At 70.5% G+C, this 17,612-nt stretch carries 19 protein-coding genes; 10 read left to right on the top strand and 9 right to left on the bottom strand.

Annotated elements, in window-relative coordinates; all coding sequences use genetic code 11:
* The first annotated feature begins 113 nt into the window (after nt 1-113).
* Nucleotides 114-296, top strand: a complete 183-nt coding sequence (locus tag ACFP2V_RS18440; RefSeq protein ID WP_018571400.1) for a DUF6104 family protein — start codon at nt 114-116, stop codon at nt 294-296.
* Between the two features lie 68 nt (nt 297-364).
* Here the strand turns inward: ACFP2V_RS18440 and ACFP2V_RS18445 are convergent, their stop codons facing one another.
* A complete protein-coding gene (locus ACFP2V_RS18445) occupies nt 365-1,327 on the bottom strand; it encodes a hypothetical protein (RefSeq protein ID WP_381213133.1) in 963 nt (320 codons plus the stop codon).
* A 212-nt stretch (nt 1,328-1,539) separates the two neighbouring features.
* Here ACFP2V_RS18445 and ACFP2V_RS18450 point away from each other — a divergent pair, with 212 nt between their 5' ends.
* Together ACFP2V_RS18450 and ACFP2V_RS18455 are read left to right on the top strand one after the other, a co-directional pair.
* Complete coding sequence (locus ACFP2V_RS18450) at nt 1,540-2,562, top strand: DUF4097 family beta strand repeat-containing protein (RefSeq protein WP_381213135.1); 1,023 nt, start codon at nt 1,540-1,542, stop codon at nt 2,560-2,562.
* Nucleotide 2,563: 1 nt separating this feature from the next.
* Nucleotides 2,564-3,616 carry a PadR family transcriptional regulator gene (locus ACFP2V_RS18455; RefSeq protein ID WP_381213138.1) on the top strand — a complete coding sequence of 351 codons (1,053 nt, stop codon included), beginning with the start codon at nt 2,564-2,566 and terminating at the stop codon, nt 3,614-3,616.
* Nucleotides 3,617-4,408: 792 nt separating this feature from the next.
* On the opposite strand, the gene ACFP2V_RS18460 is transcribed toward ACFP2V_RS18455, so the two are convergent.
* The 4 genes from ACFP2V_RS18460 to ACFP2V_RS18475 form a co-directional block, all read right to left on the bottom strand.
* Nucleotides 4,409-4,975, bottom strand: coding sequence for a Clp protease N-terminal domain-containing protein (locus ACFP2V_RS18460; protein WP_381213141.1), 567 nt, complete (start codon nt 4,973-4,975; stop codon nt 4,409-4,411).
* A complete protein-coding gene (locus ACFP2V_RS18465) occupies nt 4,975-5,184 on the bottom strand; it encodes an HTH domain-containing protein (protein WP_055598204.1) in 210 nt (69 codons plus the stop codon). Before ACFP2V_RS18465 ends, ACFP2V_RS18460 begins: the two co-directional genes overlap by 1 nt.
* A gap of 188 nt (nt 5,185-5,372) precedes the next feature.
* Nucleotides 5,373-6,338, bottom strand: a complete 966-nt coding sequence (locus ACFP2V_RS18470) for a zinc-binding dehydrogenase (RefSeq protein ID WP_381213144.1) — start codon at nt 6,336-6,338, stop codon at nt 5,373-5,375.
* A gap of 202 nt (nt 6,339-6,540) precedes the next feature.
* A complete protein-coding gene (locus ACFP2V_RS18475; protein WP_381213147.1) occupies nt 6,541-7,779 on the bottom strand; it encodes an NAD(P)-dependent malic enzyme in 1,239 nt (412 codons plus the stop codon).
* A 584-nt stretch (nt 7,780-8,363) separates the two neighbouring features.
* Between ACFP2V_RS18475 and ACFP2V_RS18480 the strand changes: the two genes are divergently transcribed.
* The 3 genes from ACFP2V_RS18480 to ACFP2V_RS18490 are packed head-to-tail and all read left to right on the top strand — an operon-like array spanning nt 8,364 to nt 11,078.
* Nucleotides 8,364-9,332 (top strand): ABC transporter substrate-binding protein, encoded by a 969-nt coding sequence (locus ACFP2V_RS18480; RefSeq protein WP_381213150.1) that lies wholly within the window; start codon nt 8,364-8,366, stop codon nt 9,330-9,332.
* Between the two features lie 37 nt (nt 9,333-9,369).
* Nucleotides 9,370-10,308: an amino acid ABC transporter permease gene (locus ACFP2V_RS18485; protein ID WP_381213152.1), complete on the top strand. Its 939-nt coding sequence runs from the start codon at nt 9,370-9,372 to the stop codon at nt 10,306-10,308.
* The gene (locus ACFP2V_RS18490; RefSeq protein WP_381213155.1) at nt 10,305-11,078 is read left to right on the top strand and encodes an amino acid ABC transporter ATP-binding protein; all 774 of its coding nucleotides are present in this window, start codon (nt 10,305-10,307) and stop codon (nt 11,076-11,078) included. The genes ACFP2V_RS18485 and ACFP2V_RS18490 overlap by 4 nt, the downstream gene beginning before the upstream one ends.
* An 83-nt stretch (nt 11,079-11,161) precedes the next feature.
* Here the strand turns inward: ACFP2V_RS18490 and ACFP2V_RS18495 are convergent, their stop codons facing one another.
* The gene (locus ACFP2V_RS18495) at nt 11,162-11,938 is read right to left on the bottom strand and encodes a class I SAM-dependent methyltransferase (RefSeq protein WP_381213158.1); all 777 of its coding nucleotides are present in this window, start codon (nt 11,936-11,938) and stop codon (nt 11,162-11,164) included.
* 100 nt (nt 11,939-12,038) lie between these two features.
* On the opposite strand from ACFP2V_RS18495, the gene ACFP2V_RS18500 reads away from it, so the two are divergent.
* A complete protein-coding gene (locus tag ACFP2V_RS18500) occupies nt 12,039-12,668 on the top strand; it encodes a CGNR zinc finger domain-containing protein (RefSeq protein WP_381213161.1) in 630 nt (209 codons plus the stop codon).
* On the opposite strand, the gene sodX is transcribed toward ACFP2V_RS18500, so the two are convergent.
* Entirely contained in the window at nt 12,572-13,006 is a 435-nt protein-coding gene (sodX, locus tag ACFP2V_RS18505) for a nickel-type superoxide dismutase maturation protease (protein ID WP_381213164.1), read from the bottom strand. The genes ACFP2V_RS18500 and sodX overlap by 97 nt on opposite strands.
* Nucleotides 13,007-13,151: 145 nt before the next feature.
* Between sodX and sodN the strand changes: the two genes are divergently transcribed.
* Nucleotides 13,152-13,547: a superoxide dismutase, Ni gene (gene sodN, locus ACFP2V_RS18510; RefSeq protein WP_143627044.1), complete on the top strand. Its 396-nt coding sequence runs from the start codon at nt 13,152-13,154 to the stop codon at nt 13,545-13,547.
* A gap of 7 nt (nt 13,548-13,554) precedes the next feature.
* Here the strand turns inward: sodN and ACFP2V_RS18515 are convergent, their stop codons facing one another.
* Entirely contained in the window at nt 13,555-14,709 is a 1,155-nt protein-coding gene (locus ACFP2V_RS18515) for a tyrosine-type recombinase/integrase (RefSeq protein WP_381213167.1), read from the bottom strand.
* Nucleotides 14,710-14,733: 24 nt separating this feature from the next.
* A complete protein-coding gene (locus tag ACFP2V_RS18520; protein WP_381213170.1) occupies nt 14,734-15,234 on the bottom strand; it encodes a helix-turn-helix transcriptional regulator in 501 nt (166 codons plus the stop codon).
* A 121-nt stretch (nt 15,235-15,355) separates the two neighbouring features.
* On the opposite strand from ACFP2V_RS18520, the gene ACFP2V_RS18525 reads away from it, so the two are divergent.
* Both ACFP2V_RS18525 and ACFP2V_RS18530 read left to right on the top strand, forming a co-directional pair.
* The gene (locus ACFP2V_RS18525; RefSeq protein WP_030207232.1) at nt 15,356-15,550 is read left to right on the top strand and encodes a helix-turn-helix transcriptional regulator; all 195 of its coding nucleotides are present in this window, start codon (nt 15,356-15,358) and stop codon (nt 15,548-15,550) included.
* Between the two features lie 541 nt (nt 15,551-16,091).
* A complete protein-coding gene (locus ACFP2V_RS18530) occupies nt 16,092-17,345 on the top strand; it encodes a DUF3631 domain-containing protein (protein WP_381213174.1) in 1,254 nt (417 codons plus the stop codon).
* The last annotated feature ends 267 nt before the right edge of the window (nt 17,346-17,612 follow it).

The raw sequence follows: 17,612 nt of genomic DNA on the forward strand, positions 1-17,612 counted from the left end.
GAGCGACGCCGTCACGGGTCGTACGTGACCGGGCCGCACCCCCACTCCGGGGGTGCGGCCCGGTCACGTTTTCGCGGTTCGGCGCGGTTCGGCGCACGCATATTCTTGTCCTCATGTACTTCACGGACCGTGGCATCGAGGAACTGGAGAAGCGGCGCGGCGAGGAGGAGGTCACCTTCGAGTGGCTCGCCGAGCAGTTGCGGACGTTCGTCGACCTCAACCCCGACTTCGAGGTGCCGGTGGAGCGCCTGGCGACATGGCTGGCCCGGCTGGACGACGACGAGGACGAGGAGTAGGACCGGCTGGCCGGGCCGACCTCCCGCGGGGGCAGGCACGCCCCTCGCGCGTGCCTCGCCGCGCGGGTTCAGTCGCACGGGTGGGTGAGGGCGTGGCTCGCCAGCGTGAGGGCGCCGTGGGCCAGCAGGAGCGTTCCCGCGACGACCCAGCCGCCGCTGTGGTGCCGTAGGCCCCAGACGGCCAGCGGCAGGCCCGCGGCCATCTGGGCGAGGGCCAGGGCGGGTACGGACGACGGGCCGCCCGCGCGGGAGGGCCACAGCCCGGGGGGCCCGGCGCCGATGGTGCCCTCCGGTCGGTCCGTCTCCCTCGCTTCGTCCTCCCTCCGCTGCTTCTGATCCTGGGCCCGGCCCCTGCGCTCGCGCCCGCCCGTCGCGCTCTTCTCGCCGCTCCCGCTCTTCTCGCCGCTCCCGCTCTTCTCTCCGCCCCCGTCCGCCTCGATCCGGCGGGTGTCCGGCTGGAGCCGGACGGCTTCGAGCAGTTTGTCGGCGTTCTCACCGGGGACGAGTCCCGGGGGCAGGGATACGCCCGCGCGAGTGAGGACGGCGAGTACTCCGCTCAGCCGCGCGGAGGCGTCGGCGGCGGAATCGGGCTTGGTCAGCTCTTCCAGGGCCTGCGTGTCCAGGACCGGGTCGAGGCCGAGCCGGCCCGCGAAGATGCGCATGGCCTTCTCCCTGCCGGCCGGTGTGCCGTCGGCCAGCCACACATAACCGACCGGGCGGCGGAAGCCGGCGGCGAACGTGAACCCGGCCCGCTCTCCGTCCCACCACAGGGCCAGCACCGGCCAGGAGACGCCGACGGTGAGCGCGATGGCCCAGCCGTTGACCACCCGGTCCACCGGGTCCGTGCCGGACCGCCAGGGCCCGCCCCCGGGGACGAGCACGCTCCACCCCTCGCCGGCTCGGGCGAGCAGCATGCGTTCGTGCAGCATTCGGGCGGCGGGGACGACGGGTCCGGGCTCCGCGCGGCACAGCAGCAGGACTCCCGATACGGGGCGGGCCCGGCCGGCTGCCTGGGATGATTCCGTCGGCATGGTCACACGGTAGGGCAATTCACCCGCCTCGCATGGCGACTGATCACCAGAACGAGTGTCTTGACTTTCCCCGGCCGCGATATATCGTGAATTACGTGAGACGCGATATGGCGCGTCGGGGCATGCGTGCGGCCATGTACCGCACCCCTCACCCCTCCGTATCGCCCTCCGCTGGTCAGACAGTCCGGTATCCCGGCCCAGGAGGTTCCACCATGTCCGAAAGGTCCGTCTCGGGGCCCGAGAAGCTCACTTTCGACGACCCAGTGACCGAACTCCACGTCCGCATCGTCAACGGAACGGTCAACGTGGTGGGCACGGACGAAGGTTCCGCCAGGCTGGAGGTCTCCGAGATCGAGGGACCGCCCCTGGTGGTGACCCAACGGGACGGCGTCCTCACGGTGGCCTACGAGGACCTTCCCTGGAAGGGCTTCCTCAAGTGGCTGGACCGCAAGGGCTGGCGCCGCAGCGCGGTGGTCTCCCTGGCCGTTCCGGCGCAAACGCGGGTCGAGGTGGGTGTGGTCGGCGCCGGTGCCGTCGTCTCCGGGGTCAAGGGGCCGTCCGTGGTGAAGGGCGTCACGGGCGACGCGACCCTGGTCGCCCTCTCCGGCCCGGTCCGCGCGGACACGGTGTCAGGGAACATCGAGGCCCAGTCCGTCACCGGCGACCTCCGGTTCAACTCCGTCTCCGGCGACCTCACCGTGGTCGACGGATCCGGCTCCACCGTGCGCGCGGACTCGGTCAGCGGCTCCATGATCGTGGATCTCGCTCCCGACGGTCCCACCGATATCCGGCTGGCCAGCGTCTCCGGCGAGATCGCGATCCGGCTGCCCGACCCTGCGGATGCCGAGGTCGAGGCCAACACGGCGAGCGGCGCCGTCTCCAACGCCTTCGACGGCCTGCGGGTGCACGGCCAGTGGGGCGCCCACAAGATCACCGGCCGGCTGGGCGCGGGCACCGGCAAGCTGCGGGCCACCACCGTCTCCGGCTCCATCGCTCTGCTGCGCCGCCCGCCCCGCGAGGAGGGGAGCGAGCCGTGGGACGCGCCGCCCGCCACCGAAGCCGGACCGGACACACCTGCGGACACACCCATGGACGGACCTGCGGGCCCGGGCGGCCCGGGGAGCGGGCCACGGGAGGGCTCGGGGGACGGCTCCGTCCCCGCTCCGGAGCCCGGCTCCACCGACGCCACACCAGGCGGCCCCACCGACGGCCCCACTGACAAGAAGGTGCTCTGACATGCCCCCCGTCTTCGCCCACGGACGCCTCCGCCTGTACCTGCTGAAGCTGCTGGACGAGGCCCCGCGTCACGGCTATGAGGTGATCCGTCTGCTCGAGGAGCGCTTCCAGGGGCTGTACGCGCCGTCGGCGGGCACGGTCTACCCGCGCCTGGCCAAGCTGGAGGCGGAGGGCCTGGTCACCCACACCACCGAGGGCGGCCGCAAGGTGTACTCGATCACGGACGCCGGCCGTGCCGAACTGGCCGACCGCAGCGACGAACTGATCGACCTGGAGCTGGAGATCCGGGAGTCGGTCGCCGAGCTGGCCGCCGAGATCCAGGCCGACGTCCGCGGTGCGGCGGGTGACCTGCGCCGCGAGATGCGCGCGGCCGCCGGCCAGGCCCGCAAGGGCGGCCATGACGCGGGGGCACCGGGCGAAGCCGATGCGGGGACAGGCGATTTCACGGGCCCCGGCGAGAAGGATGCCTGGCGTGCCGCAAAGGAGGAGATGCGTCGCGCCAAGCACGAGTGGAAGGAACAGGCCCGGCGCGCGAAGGACGAGAGCCGCCGCGCCCGCGACGAGGCGCAGCGTGCCCGCCGTCAGGCCAAGGAGGCCCAGGACCGGGCCGCCGCCCAGGCCCAGGAGGAGGTACAGCGCATCGCCCGGCGGGTCCAGGAGCAGGTGCAGGAACACTTCTCACGGGGCGACTGGCCGACGGGCCTGCGCGAGGGTCTGGGTGAGCTGGCCAAGGAGGTGGGCGAGTTCGGCAAGGACTTCGGTTTCGGCCGCGCCGGCACGGAGAGCGCCACCCCGGGGCCCGGACCGTCTTACTCCCAGACCCCGGAGGACTTCCCCGCCGACTGCACCCCGGCCTGGGCGCACGAGAGCGCCGCGGACTCCACCGGCGACCCCGCGCGCGACCTGGACCGCCTGCTGGACCGCTTCCGGGACGACATCCGCGACGCGACCCGCGACCACGGCATCACCCCGGACCAGCTCCGCGAAGCCCGCCACCACCTGTCCACGGCCGCAGCCCGGATCGGAGCCCTCCTGCACACTTCGAAGCCCTGACGAGGATGCCGGCAAGCCGGCCGGGACCCGACCGGACGCCGACGGGCCCCGGCAGGCCCGGTCCCGCTCGGCCCACGACCGCGCGCAACCCGGCCACCTCGACCGCCATGCAGGTGCGCACCTCGGGATGGCCCGCTGGACGACGGCCATGATGCAACCCGCGCACCGCGCGATGCCTGACCCCGGCATCCCCTGACCGGCTCCACGACGCCCGTCCGCCCGCCACCGCCCGTCCACGGCGGAGCCCACAGCGGGGCCCATGACTGAGTGTCTTGAACGGGGTTCGCCGGCCCCGGGGGGGACGGGCAGAAGCGGCCCCACCCCGCGACCGGTCGGACGACCGGGCACCCGGGCCCCCGACGGCCTCTTCTCGCCGGCCGCGCTGGTGCGCGGACCACCCACCGGCCCGCCGCTCGCCCACCCGGCGGAGCCACTCCTCACCGCTTCGGCGGGGCCGGAACTTGGCTCTGGCCCACCTTCGGCGGTAACCGTGCGTCACGTCCGGTGGGGCCCGGATCCCGCAGCTCATGGAGAGGGCGGCGGCCGCGTCCGGAGAAGGGAGTTCCGCCCGGCAGCCGCGAGCACCCCTCCGGCCTGCGTGCTCCACCGTCAGCAACCACGGCCACGATGCGTCACCATCGAAGGCGGGTCAGAGCCCGGAACTTCCCGGCGGAGACAACTGCGCCCGTGTCAGCGCCCGGCCGGGCGGCTGGGCCCCGGCCGGGCGCCCATCCCGGCCGAGTTCCGCCCTTGCCCGGCCCAAGCCCCCGGCCGTCCGGCTCCAACGGTCGCTCAGCCCGCCTTGGCCTCCCCATCGCCGTACAGGACCCTCGCCAGGGACTCGTACGTGACGCCGTGGTCCGCGAGGACTTCCGCCGGGACGCCGGAGCGGACGGTCAGGGCCAGCAGGAGATGTTCGTCGCCGATGTGGCGGTCATGGCGGTCGGTGGCGACACGCAGGGCGCCCGCCAGGGCGTCCTTGGCCTCCCGGGTGAAGGGCCGGTGCCCCGAGCGCCACCGGCCGGCGCTCCTCCCGTCGCGGGACATGGCTCCGGGGCCGTGCACGTCCTCCACCCTGGCGACGATCTCCGTGACATCGATGCCGAGCCCGGCCAGCGCGTCGGTCTCGGCCTGGGTCAGCCCGGCCCTCCGCCGCGCCTCCCCCACCGCGGCCCGCACCGAGTCCCGTCGCTCGGCGAGTCCAAGAGCGGCCAGCGCGAACGAGGCCCGGCTGCCCTCCCGGTCGATCAGGGCCAGCAGCAGATGGTCGGCACCGACATACCGCGTTCCCGCCTCCTCGGCCTGCTCGACCGCCCCCTTCACCACGGCGCGGGCATCCTTCGTGAACCGCTCGAACATCAATGCCTCCCGTACTTCTTGTGCACGGCCTGCCTGCTCACTCCGAGCTCATTGGCGATCTCCTGCCACGACCAGCCGTGATTGCGCGCGTTACGCACCTGCACGGCCTCCAACTGCTCCAGCAGCCTGCGCAGCGCGGCGACGGCCCGCAGGCCGACCCGCGGATCGCGGTCACCCGCCCGCTCGGCGAGATCGGTTGCTTCGGTCATGCTGTCAACATACGTTGACAGCAGGCCGCACGTCAACCTTGGTTGACAGACAGACGGACAGGCAGGCAGGCAGGCAGACGGACGGACGGACGGACGGACGGACGGACGGCCGGCCGGCCCGGAAACCGGACCGGCCGTGAACACCCACCGCGAGAGACGGCAGGACCAAGTGGTGTGCCGTCGCGCGACTACGGACCGGTGAGCACGATCTTTCCGAACTGTCCGCCCGCCTCCATCCGCTCGAACCCTTCCCGGGCCCGGTCCATGGGCAGCACCTCGTCGATGACGGGCCGCACACCGGCGGCGGCGCAGAAGGCGAGCAGGTCCTCCAGTTCGTCCTTGCTGCCCATCGTGGACCCGACGATCTTGAGCTCCAGGAAGAAGATCCGGGTCAGCTCGGCGTGCGAGGGCCGGTCACCGCTGGTGGCACCGGAGATCACCAGTGTGCCGCCGGGCCGCAGCGACTTCACCGAGTGGGACCAGGTTGCGGCCCCCACCGTCTCGATGACCGCGTCGACCCGCTGCGGCAGCCGCGCCCCGGGCTCCAGCGCCTCCACCGCTCCCAGTTCCAGGGCCCGCTTCCGCTTCGCCTCGTCCCGGCTGGTGGCGAAGACCCGCAGTCCCGCGGCCCTGCCCAGCACGATCGCGGCGGTGGCGACGCCCCCGCCGGCGCCCTGCACCAGTACGGAGTCGCCGGGCCGCACCCCGGCGTTGGTGAACAGCATCCGGTACGCGGTCAGCCAGGCCGTGGGCAGGCAGGCCGCCTCCTCGAAGGACAGCTCCTTCGGCTTGGGCAGGACGTTCCAGGTCGGCACGGCGACCCGCTCGGCGAACGTGCCGGGGTAGCGCTCCGTCAGGATCGACCGGGGCTCCCCGGGACCCACCCCGTGGCCGGTCTGTCCGATCACGGAGTGCAGGACGACCTCGTTGCCGTCCTCGTCGATCCCGGCGGCGTCGCAGCCGAGGATCATCGGCAGCCGGTCCTCCGGGAGGCCGACGCCCCGCAGGGACCACAGGTCATGGTGATTGAGGGAGGCGGCCTTCACGGTCACGGTGCTCCAGCCGGGACGGGCCTCGGGAGCCGGAAGCTCCCCCAGCTCCAGACCGGAAAGCGGCTGGTCACGGTCGATTCGGGCGGCGTAGACAGCGAACATGACCTTGACGATAGGTCGCCCGCCCCCCTGACGGAACAACGCGTCGCTGTGAGACACGCCTTCTTGCCACCGCGCCCCGGCACGACCCGCCCCGGCCCTCCAGCCGCCGGCCCCCGCCCGCAGGCCCTCCCCCGGAGAGGGACCCCCACAAGAGAATCGACCCCGTCCACCCAAGGACGGGGCCGACACACCTTCGCGCGCCTCAGCGGCGGGCGACGCCCTCCGCGCGGGCCGCCGCGGCGACTGCCGCGGTCACCGCCGGTGCGACCCGCTCGTCGAACGGCGACGGGATGACGTAGTCGGGGGCGAGGTCGTCCCCCACCACCGCCGCCAGCGCCTCGGCCGCCGCCAGCTTCATCCCCTCGGTGATCCGCGAGGCCCGCACCTGCAGGGCTCCGGCGAAGATGCCCGGGAACGCGAGCACGTTGTTGATCTGGTTCGGGAAGTCCGACCGCCCGGTGGCCACGACCGCCGCGTACTTGTGCGCGATCTCCGGGTGCACCTCGGGTTCGGGGTTGGCCATGGCGAAGACGAAGGCGCCCTCGGCCATCGACGCCACCGCCGGCTCCGGCACCGTACCGCCGGAGACGCCGATGAAGACGTCGGCCCCGGCCAGCGCGTCCTCCAGCGATCCGGAGAGCCCGGCCTTGTTGGTGAACCCGGCCAGCTCCCGCTTGATCGGTGTGAGGTCCTCGCGGTCCCGCGAGACGACACCCTTGCGGTCGGCCACCGCGACATCGCCGATGCCGGCCTCGACCAGCATCTTCGCGATGGCGACACCGGCCGCGCCCGCGCCCGAGATCACGGCCCGCAGCTCGCCCAGGGTCCGCCCGCTCAGCCGCGCCGCGTTCCGCAGCGCCGCCAGCGACACGATCGCGGTGCCGTGCTGGTCGTCATGGAAGACCGGGATGTCCAGCCGCTCCTGGAGCCGCTGCTCGATCTCGAAGCACCGGGGCGCCGAGATGTCCTCCAGGTTCACGCCGCCGAAGGACGGGGCGAGCCGGACCACGGTCTCGACGATCTCGTCCACGTCGGTGCAGTTCAGAGCGAGCGGAATCGCGTCCACGCCGCCGAACTGCTTGAAGAGGATCGCCTTGCCCTCCATCACCGGGAGGGAGGCCTCGGGCCCGATGTCACCAAGTCCCAGCACGGCCGTGCCGTCGGTGACGACGGCGACGACCGAGGACTTCCAGGTGTAGTCGTGGACGAGGTCCGGCTGCTCGGCGATCGCGCTGCACACTTTCGCGACGCCGGGTGTGTACGCCAGGGACAGGTCGTCCTTGTCGCGGAGCGGCACGGTGGCCTGCACAGCCATCTTGCCGCCGCGGTGCAGCGCGAATGCCGGGTCGAAGGACTCGAGGGGCTCGGCCCCGCCGTCCTGTTTCGCATGACCGGTCCGGCTTTCGCTGTCGCTGCGAGGATTGACAATCTCCGCTGCCACTTGGTTTTACCCCTTAATCGTTCATGGTTTGAGGGTTGCCGCTCCGGGTGAGGAGCGGGCGGGACCGCGCCGGGCCCGGTGGGTGGATGCGTCGGGCTCGAACACGACGGGCGCGCCGCACACGCGCCCTTGATCCCCGGATGAGGGGTGCAAAGCACCTTCTTACCGGACCGACGCCATCGGCGACGAGTCCATAACGCAAAGGTCACATGCGGGTTCCAGGACTCATCGATCAATTTCAGGACAAGGCCTGGAAAAACACCCGGCAAGCGCTCGAGCCGCAGCAAACCCGACGGCCGAGCGCCCTTTACCCCTCGAGGACCGAAGATCTTCCGGCCGCGATGGCGTAACCCAGCAGACTGCCCGGCCGTGGTGGAGCGGAGCAGTGCGGTTCGAGCGTCACCTGTTATCCGATTTTGACATGGGGAGCCCACTGAACGGCGTAGCCCGAATGGCAAGATGCGGTAATCACACAGGGTCGCAACACTCGAAGACGTGTGCTTCCGTCGACTCGCGGCACTGCCGATCCCCATCGGCCGTGGCCGACCCCATCGGCACACCACCCTTCCGCCGGAGGAACCACCATGACCGCACGTATCACCCGTCGCACCCCCGCCGCCAAGTCCCGACTGGCAGCGGTGGGCGCGATCGCGGTCGCGGGCTCCCTGCTCGTCACCGGCTGCGGTGACCAGACCAAGGACAACGGCTCGGACAGCGGCGACTCCGCGTCCAGCAGCACCGCCCCGCTGGCCGACAAGCTGCCCCAGTCGATACGCCACAAGGGCGTCATCAAGGTCGGTTCGGACATCGCGTACGCCCCGGTCGAGTTCAAGGACGACTCCGGCAACACGGTCGGTATCGACCCGGACCTCGCGAACGCCATGGGCAAGGAGCTCGGCGTGAAGTTCGAGTTCCAGAACGGCACGTTCGACACCCTCCTCGGCGGTCTCGCGTCCAAGCGCTACGACATCGCGATGTCTGCCATGACCGACACCAAGGAGCGGCAGGAGGGCATCGACTCCGACACCGGCAAGAAGGTCGGCTCCGGTGTCGACTTCGTCGACTACTTCACCGCGGGCGTCTCGCTCTACACCAACAAGGGTGACGACCAGGGCATCAAGACCTGGGACGACCTGTGCGGCAAGACCATGGCCGTCCAGCGCAACACCTTCTCCCACGACCTCGCCAAGGAGCAGGCGAAGAAGTGCGAGGAGGACGGCGAGAAGCCGCTGAAGATCGAGGACTTCGCGACCAACCCCGAGGCCGAGACCCGGATGCGTTCCAAGGGCGCGAACGTCGTCTCCGCCGACTTCCCGATCGCCGCGTACTCCGTGAAGAACTCCGGCGACGGCAAGTACTTCGAGATCGTCGGCGACCAGGTCGAGGCGGGCCCGTACGGCATCGCCGTCGCCAAGGACAACACCGAGCTGCGCGATGCCCTGCAGGCGGCCGTTCAGGCGGTCATCGACAGCGGTGAGTACAAGAAGATCGTCGAGAAGTGGGGCGTCGAGGCCGGCGCGATCACCGAGGTCAAGATCAACGGCGGCTCCTGAACCGGCCCGTTCGACGCGGCTCTGAAAGGCTCCCTTCGTGACTGCTGACGTCAACAAGACGGCCGGCCCCGACGCGACGCCCCCCGCCGGGCCGGAGGCCATCAAGGCCGTTCCGGTCCGGCACCCGGGGCGGTACGTGTCCGCGGCCGTCGCGCTCGCCCTGCTGGGCTCGGTCATCTACGCCTTCGCGCAAGGCAAGATCAACTGGGGCGCGATCCCCGAGTACTTCTTCGACGGCCGCATCATCGACGGCGTCCTGAACACCCTGCTGCTCACGGTGCTGTCGATGGTGATCGGCATCGCCGGCGGCATCCTGCTCGCCGTGATGCGCCTGTCGAAGAACCCGGTGACCTCGTCGATCGCGTGGTTCTACATCTGGTTCTTCCGCGGCACACCGGTCCTGGTCCAGCTCTTCGTCTGGTTCAACCTGGGCCTGGTGTTCGAGTACATCAACCTGGGCCCGGTCTACAAGGACTACTGGTCGTCCTTCATGACGCCGCTGCTGGCGGCACTGCTCGGCCTGGGCCTCAACGAGGCCGCCTACATGGCCGAGATCTGCCGCGCCGGCCTGCTCTCGGTCGACGAGGGGCAGACCGAGGCGTCGCACGCCCTGGGCATGAGCCACACGAAGACGCTCCGCCGGATCGTCATCCCGCAGGCCATGCGCGTCATCGTGCCGCCGACCGGCAATGAAGTGATCAACATGCTGAAGACGACCTCACTCGTCTCGGCGGTGCAGTTCTACGACCTCTTCAAGGAGGCCCAGGACATCGGTCAGAACGCGGGCTCGCCGGTGGAGATGTACTTCCTGGCCGCCGCCTGGTACCTGATCATGACCTCGATCCTGAGTGTCGGGCAGTACTACGTCGAGCGGTACTACGCCCGCGGTTCGAGCCGCTCCCTGCCTCCGACACCGCTGCAGCGCTTCAAGGCCGCGGTGCTTCCCACGCGCCGCCCGAAGGGAGTCGCGGTATGAACCAGTCCTCCCCCGCCATGGTCAAGGCCGAGGGCGTCCACAAGTCCTTCGGCCCCGTGGAGGTCCTCAAGGGCATCGACCTGGAGGTGAGGTCCAGCGAGGTGTTCTGCCTCATCGGCCCCTCCGGCTCCGGCAAGTCCACCTTCCTGAGGTGTATCAACCACCTCGAGAAGGTCAACGCGGGACGTCTGTACGTCGACGGGGAGCTGGTCGGCTACCGCCAGAAGGGCGACAAGCTGTACGAGCTCAAGGACAGCGAGGTCGCGCTGAAGCGCCGGGACATCGGCATGGTCTTCCAGCGCTTCAACCTGTTCCCGCACATGACCGCGCTGGAGAACGTCATCGAGGCGCCGGTGCAGGTGCGGGGCGTGAGCAAGGCGCAGGCCCGGGAGCGCGCGGGGCAGCTGCTGGAGCGCGTGGGCCTGGCCGACAAGGCCAGGAACTACCCCTCGCAGCTCTCCGGCGGCCAGCAGCAGCGGGTGGCGATCGCGCGGGCGCTCGCCATGGACCCGAAGCTGATGCTGTTCGACGAGCCGACCTCGGCCCTCGACCCGGAGCTGGTCGGGGACGTCCTCGACGTCATGCGCGACCTGGCCGAGTCGGGCATGACGATGGTCGTCGTCACCCACGAGATGGGCTTCGCCCGCGAGGTGGGCGACAGCCTGGTCTTCATGGACGGCGGCGTGGTGGTCGAGTCCGGCCGCCCGCGGGACGTGCTGACCGACCCGCAGCACGAGCGGACGAAGTCGTTCCTGTCCAAGGTGCTCTGACCCCGCGCGGGGCACACCGCGCGCGGGGCACAGGGGCGGCACGGAGGTCATCCGTGCCGCCCCTGCCATGCGTGCGGCCGGCCTCACTTCAGCGCGAGCAGCAGGGTGTCCGACGGCGAGCACCACACCGGGCGGGCCTCGGCGAACCCCTTCCCGCGCAGCACTCGGGCCTGCCACGCCGCGGACGGCATGTCACCGTCGGCGTGTTCGCCGTAGATCTCGAAGCGGCGGGCGGTGGGCTCGGCGAGGACGGGGTCCGCGGCCGCGGCCTTCCACCATTCGGCCCAGTCGAGGACGCCGTTCCGCTTGGCCTGATCCATACGCGCGTGACGCTGGGCCCGCTCGGCCGCGTTGATCCGGGGGGTCGTCTCGTCGATCATGTGGTCCGCGTTCATGAAGACACCGCCGTCGCGGACCAGCTCCGCGACCTGTCCGTAGAGGTCCGCGAGGGGTTCGCTGTGCAGCCAGTGGAGGGCGGTCGCGGTCAGTACGGCGTCGTAGGAGTCGTGGGGAAGCCGGGTGGGCCAGTCGGGGTCCTTGAGGTCGGCGGTGACGAAGGAGACCCGCTCGTCGCCCGCGAAGGTGCCCTCGGCGATGGTGAGCAGCGCCGGGTCCAGGTCGACGCCGGTGCTGGTGGCGTCCGGGAGCCGGGCGAGCAGCCGGGCGGTGATGGTCCCCGTGCCGCAGGCGAGGTCCAGGACGCGCGGGGAGGGGCCGGCGACGGCCTCCACCATGTCGAGCATGACCCGGAACCGCTCCTCGCGGTCGGGCATGTACCACTCCTGCTGCCGGTCCCAGCTCTCCTGCCAGGCCTGCCAGTCGACCGTGGCCGTGGCCGTACTGGTGTTCATGTCCGTCATGAAGCCCCTCCCGCATGCACGAAAAGTAATACCCTTACATCACGATCACCTGTTACTTGATCGCGGATACGACCATAGACTTCCCGCGTAAGGACTACAAGTGGAACTGGCCTATTACTCGGACTACGCCGTGCGTCTCGTCAACACCGAGGAACCGGCCCGGGGCACGGACACCCTGACCTCGGTGGAGGCGGTCCGCGACCTGTTCGGTGCCAACCAGTCCGCTGCCCGGCGGGCGACCGAGGCGGACGTGACCCGGTTCCGTTCCGTCCGGGCCCGGTTGCGCGCGGTCTTCGAGGCAGCGAACGCGGGCGACGAGACGCTCGGTGTCGACCTGCTGAACTCACTGCTGCTGGAGTTTCCGGTGAGCCCGCAGATCTCCGGACACGACTTCCGTGACGACGACGGCCGCCCGCTGTGGCACATGCACCTGGCCGACCACCCCTCCAACGCGACCGCCGGCTACGCCGCCATCGCCGCGATGGGCCTGGCCTTCCACCTCACCGAGCACGGTGTGGACCGTCTCGGCCTGTGCGAGGCGCCGCCCTGCCGCAACGCCTATCTCGACACGTCGACCAACCGCTCCCGGCGCTACTGCTCGGACCGCTGCGCCACCCGCGCCAACGTGGCCGCCTACCGCGCCCGCAAACGCCTGGAGGCCGAGCGGACGGAGAACACCGGCCGGGCCGCCGACAGTGCCCAGCCCACCACGGCCAGCGGTGACCGCTGAGCCGGTGTGCGCGGCCGGTAGCGCAGGCGGACCCGGCCGAGCACCAGCTCGTCGGGCACCACTCCGTAGTCGGTGCTGTCACCGCCCGCGTACCGGTTGTCCCCCAGCACCCACCAGCCGCCCTCGCGCCGCTCGGCGGCCCGTTTGACCACGAGCAGATCCTGCTGGAACGGGTGCCGCAGCACGATGACGCACCCCGGCCTGATCCGGGCCCCGTAGTGCACCAGGAGCCGGTCCCCGTGGTACAGCGTGGGCACCATGGACGGCCCCGTCACCTCGGCCACCCCGAAGGGCAGCGGCGCCCCCGCCTGCTCGGCATCCTGCGACAGCTCCGGCATCACCCGGCACCTCCCCGGTTCTTCCTCCACCAGTCCCAGTCTGACCCCGGACTTTTGTCCTAAGCCCCTGGGGGCACGCGCGAAATCCACTCCTCCACGGAGTAATGTCCCCTGTGAGAAGACGATCACGAGGAAGGATTGCTCCATGCTTTCCCGCCTGTTTGCCCCCAAGGTCAAGGTCAGCGCCCACTGCGACCTGCCCTGCGGCGTGTACGACCCGGCCCAGGCCCGCATCGAGGCAGAGTCGGTGAAGGCCGTCCAGGAGAAGATGGCCGGTAACGACGACCCTCACTTCCAGACCCGCGCCACGGTCATCAAGGAGCAGCGCGCCGAACTGGCGAAGCACCACGTCTCCGTCCTGTGGAGCGACTACTTCAAGCCCCCGCACTTCGAGAAGTACCCGGAGCTGCACCAGCTGGTCAACGACACCCTGAAGGCCCTGTCGGCCGCCAAGGCCTCGACCGACCCGGCCACCGGCCAGAAGGCGCTGGACTACATCGCCCAGATCGACAAGATCTTCTGGGAGACCAAGAAGGCTTGATCTTCGATCATGCTCTCTGACCTGCGATTACTTTGGTTGCAGTGTCTCCCTGTCCGCACCCGGTCCGCAGGCCGCCGAGAACGGCGTCCATGACGGTCCGGGTGCGGTCTTCTTCGCCCGGCCACAGGTGGGCGTAGATCCGCAGCGTGATGACTGCGGATGCGTGACCGAGGACCAGCTGGACCTGCTTGACGCTCGCTCCGCCGGCGATGAGCGCGGAGGCGTAGAAGTGCCGCAGGTCGTGGGTCACCATGTGCGGCAGCTCGACGGCCTTGCGCCCCTCGCGCTTGGCCGCCTCGTTCCCCTCCGCCTGGAGCGCCCTGCGGGCGCAGTTCCACTCGGTCTTCCAGCGCCGATAGTTGAGCGGCTCCCCCTCCTCCATCGTGAACAGCCAGTCCTCGGACGGGCCTGCGGCGAGGTGCGCGAGGAGTGCGTCGGTGACGACCTCTCCGACCGGGACCGTACGTCGGGACTTCGCGGTCTTCGGCGGGCCGATCTTTCCGGACTGGAGCCGCTGCCGCTCGACGCGGATGGCGCCGGCCTTGAAGTCGACGTCCGACACCTTCAGGCCGAGCAGCTCGCCGATGCGCAGCCCTGACCCGGCGAGCGTGACAACGGCCGCGCGGAGGTACGGCGGCATGACGCGCGCCATCGCCTCGACCTGCTCGACCGTGGGTGGGGCGACCTCCTCGTCCGGCATGGCCGGAAGAGTGATCCTGCGGCACGGGCTGGAGGCGATGACCTTGTCGTCCACGGCCGCCGTCATGACGCGTACGAGGACGTCGTAGACGTTCCGCACGCTGCCGGGGCCGAGCTGGTCGGACAGGTACTTGAAGAGCACCTGGATGTCGTTGCGGCGTATCGCCGCCATGGAGCGGGCTCCCAGCGCCGGTACGAGGTGGAGCCTCAGCGCGTTATCAGTGATGCGCTCGCCCGCCTCACTGGCGATGAGCGAGCCCTCCCACTTCTCGGCGTACTTCTCGAAGGTGACGCGGCCGGCGCGCGGATCCACGTACTGGCCGGTGACCAGGCTAGTCGTGACCTCGTCGAGCCAGCGCTGGGCGTCGATCTTGCGGTCGAAGTGGCGGGCGTGCTCCTTGCCGTCGAGGTCGCGGTAGCGGGCCCGCCATTTGCCGTTGGGGCGCTTCTGGATGTTGGCCAAGTGGTCTCTCCTTCGTGGCGGTTGTCAGTAGTGGCCGCCGTCCTCGATGTCGCTGGTGAGGGTGCGAGCGTCCCGCTCGTCGCCCATGAGGCGGAGGCACTGCTCGTGGATGGCCCGCGAGCTGTCGGGATGGGCCTTGACGTGGTCGGCGATGGCGACCACGGCGTGGTGCAGCCGGTCGCGCGCGTCTCGGGCCTCGTAGAACGCTTCGACGGCTTCCTGGACGAGGCGCCGGCTGTCGATGTCGAGCCCCTCCAGGGGCGGGGACATCAGCTCTTCCAGGGGGAGCTCGAAGACGCGGGCGAAGGCGAGGGCCTCGTCGAGGTTGATGCGCCGGCGGGGGGTGCCGTTCTCGATGCGCCAGACCGCTGTCTGGTTCATCTTGACGCCGGCTCTGGTCACCCGCTCCGCCAGCTCGGTCGTGCTCCACCCTCGGACCTCGCGCTCCAGGGCCACGCGCGCGGCCACGTTCCCCTCGCTGTAGAGCAGCGGCACCTCGCCGCCCTCGGGCCTGTCGCCTGCCATCGAACCTCCATCATCCCCGTCGCTATCCAAATTGAAACATGATCTTCCCGATTTGGCTAACCGTCGATCACGGGGTACACCTTTATGCAGATCGAATCGATGCCTAGCCGAATGGGAATGCATGCGATACCTGACCACCGCCGAGGTAGCCGAGCGCTACCGCACAGCCGAGAGCACCGTTCGCTACTGGCGCCAGATCAAGAAGGGGCCGCGCGGCATCAAGGTCGGCAAGCGGGTGCTGTACCCCGAGGCCGAACTGCTGCGCTACGAGCGCACGCTGATCGACGGCCGAGACGAGTGGGGCCTGGCCTCATGAGCCACCGGCAGGCCCGAACACGGCAACGGCCCCCGGCGCGCCAACGCCGAGGGCCGGAGATTCCCCTGCACGTCGCCCATCCCTGAACGAACGAACCGGTGAGGGGCGGGACCTTGCCCGTCCTGCCCCTCACCCGAGAGGAACGTCTATGGCGAACCCTACGTCCCCCGCCACCTCGAACGCATCCGAGGTCGTCTGGCCCACCAACGCGGTCCCCGGCCAGGGCATCACCTGGCGCAACAGGGACCGAAGCGGGGACCGAACGGAGTCACGGTCCCCTGCTGCACGCTCCACCGATGGTGCTTCGGCGGGTTTCCCGGTCGGGGACCGAGACCCCGCCAGCGCGGAACATGCGCAGGTCAGTGCCCTGGGGGCCGGGCCTGACGGTGCGGACCATGCCGGTCCCGGCGGAGGGGACGCCGGGGACCGGGCGGAGGCTTTCGGTTCGCCGGTCCCCGAACCCGGTCCCCGAATCCCGGGCGAGCGCGGCGCGCTCCGAGCCGATGGTGAGGGTCACGGTCCCCACGCATCTGCGGGGACCGTGGTCCCCGACGGCGGATCGGGGACCGGGGACCGCGCTGGTAGGGGCGGCGAGACGGCCGACGCAGGTGCCGCGCTGCTGGATGACCTGCGTGCGGCGATCGGCCGGTATGTGGTGCTGCCGAGCGACGAGGCCCTGACCGCGGTCACGCTGTGGGTGGCGGCCTCCCATATCCAGCCCGCCCTCCAGCACGCGCCACGGCTGGCGGTGGTGGGGCCGACCAAGGGGTGCGGCAAGTCCCGTGTCCTGGACGTACTCCACGAGACCGTGCACCAGCCGATGATGACGGTGAACACGTCGCCTGCGGTGGTCTTCCGCGTCATCGGCAAGAACCCGCCGACGCTGCTGGTGGACGAGGCGGACACCATCTTCGGCCCCAAGGCCGGTGACAAGGAGGACCTGCGGGGCCTGCTGAACGCCGGGCATCAGCGCAACCGGCCCGCCTGGCGGATCTCCGGGCCGGAGCACAAGCCGACGGCGTTTCCCACCTTCGCCATGGCCGCGCTGGCCGGGATCGGCGACCTGCCGGACACGATCATGGACCGGGCGGTCGTCATCCGCATGCAGAAGCGCAAGCCGGGTGAGCGGATCACCCCGTTCCGCTCCCGGTACTCGCTGCCTGAACTGCACGTGCTGCGCGACCGGCTGACCGCCTGGCTGGCCCCGCTGCGGAGCACCGCTGCGGGTTTGGTGCCGACGATGCCGGTCGAGGACCGTGCTGCCGACACGTGGGAGCCGCTGGTGATCGTCGCCGACCTGGCCGACGGGCACTGGCCCTCGCGGGCCCGTGCCGCCTGCCTGGCGATGACGCGCAACGAGGTGGTCCAGGACGAGCAGACGACCCTGAAGACGCGGCTGCTGCGCGACATCCGCCGCGTCTTCGAGCAGGAGGGCCGCAAGGAGGCGCTGCGCAGCCAGGACCTGCTTGCCGCGCTCGTCCAGGACGCGGAGGCGCCGTGGGCCGAGTACGGCACCAAGGGCCTGAACGCCTACCACCTGGCCAACCTGCTGCGCGACTTCGGCATCAGCCCGGCCAATCACCGCTTCGAAAACGGCAGGCAGGCCAAGGCATACGCTCGTAACCAGTTCCTCGACGCCTGGGCCCGTTACTGCCCCGACCCTGCCCAACCGGCCCCCGCAGCCGGCGAGGCCACGCTCGCACAGCCGCCCCACGGCAAGCTGCCCGGCCCCCCGTCCGGGACGCTGCCCATCGGCCCGCCCGGCGGGCCTGCCGGCCTCAAGCCCACGCGCTGACACCAGCTGCGTAGCAATCCGTCGCATCCGTCCCCGCGCAGGTCAGCGCGGGGACGGAGTTCCTCGCCGATACGGATCGCTCCGTACCTGCGACCACCTCCGTACCTGCTCTGACCAGCTACGGGACGGATGCAACGGGCGTGACGAAGCCCCACCCCACACGACTACCGGAGCACCACCATGCCCGAAACGAGCACCGACAACGCCCCTGTGCCTGCGTCGCGGGTTGTAGAACCCGGTGATCCAGGTAGCGATCTTCAGGCGGGC

This window comes from Streptomyces incanus, from assembly GCF_042656345.1.
GTDB lineage: Bacteria > Actinomycetota > Actinomycetes > Streptomycetales > Streptomycetaceae > Streptomyces > Streptomyces incanus.

Bases quoted from the DNA above. Each gene is read 5' to 3' on its own strand.
- ACFP2V_RS18440 (WP_018571400.1), top strand. From the start codon at position 114: ATGTACTTCACGGACCGTGGCATCGAGGAACTGGAGAAGCGGCGCGGC.
- ACFP2V_RS18445 (WP_381213133.1), bottom strand. From the start codon at position 1,327: ATGCCGACGGAATCATCCCAGGCAGCCGGCCGGGCCCGCCCCGTATCG.
- ACFP2V_RS18450 (WP_381213135.1), top strand. From the start codon at position 1,540: ATGTCCGAAAGGTCCGTCTCGGGGCCCGAGAAGCTCACTTTCGACGAC.
- ACFP2V_RS18455 (WP_381213138.1), top strand. From the start codon at position 2,564: ATGCCCCCCGTCTTCGCCCACGGACGCCTCCGCCTGTACCTGCTGAAG.
- ACFP2V_RS18460 (WP_381213141.1), bottom strand. From the start codon at position 4,975: ATGTTCGAGCGGTTCACGAAGGATGCCCGCGCCGTGGTGAAGGGGGCG.
- ACFP2V_RS18465 (WP_055598204.1), bottom strand. From the start codon at position 5,184: ATGACCGAAGCAACCGATCTCGCCGAGCGGGCGGGTGACCGCGATCCG.
- ACFP2V_RS18470 (WP_381213144.1), bottom strand. From the start codon at position 6,338: ATGTTCGCTGTCTACGCCGCCCGAATCGACCGTGACCAGCCGCTTTCC.
- ACFP2V_RS18480 (WP_381213150.1), top strand. From the start codon at position 8,364: ATGACCGCACGTATCACCCGTCGCACCCCCGCCGCCAAGTCCCGACTG.
- ACFP2V_RS18490 (WP_381213155.1), top strand. From the start codon at position 10,305: ATGAACCAGTCCTCCCCCGCCATGGTCAAGGCCGAGGGCGTCCACAAG.
- ACFP2V_RS18495 (WP_381213158.1), bottom strand. From the start codon at position 11,938: ATGACGGACATGAACACCAGTACGGCCACGGCCACGGTCGACTGGCAG.
- sodX (WP_381213164.1), bottom strand. From the start codon at position 13,006: ATGCCGGAGCTGTCGCAGGATGCCGAGCAGGCGGGGGCGCCGCTGCCC.
- sodN (WP_143627044.1), top strand. From the start codon at position 13,152: ATGCTTTCCCGCCTGTTTGCCCCCAAGGTCAAGGTCAGCGCCCACTGC.
- ACFP2V_RS18520 (WP_381213170.1), bottom strand. From the start codon at position 15,234: ATGGCAGGCGACAGGCCCGAGGGCGGCGAGGTGCCGCTGCTCTACAGC.
- ACFP2V_RS18525 (WP_030207232.1), top strand. From the start codon at position 15,356: ATGCGATACCTGACCACCGCCGAGGTAGCCGAGCGCTACCGCACAGCC.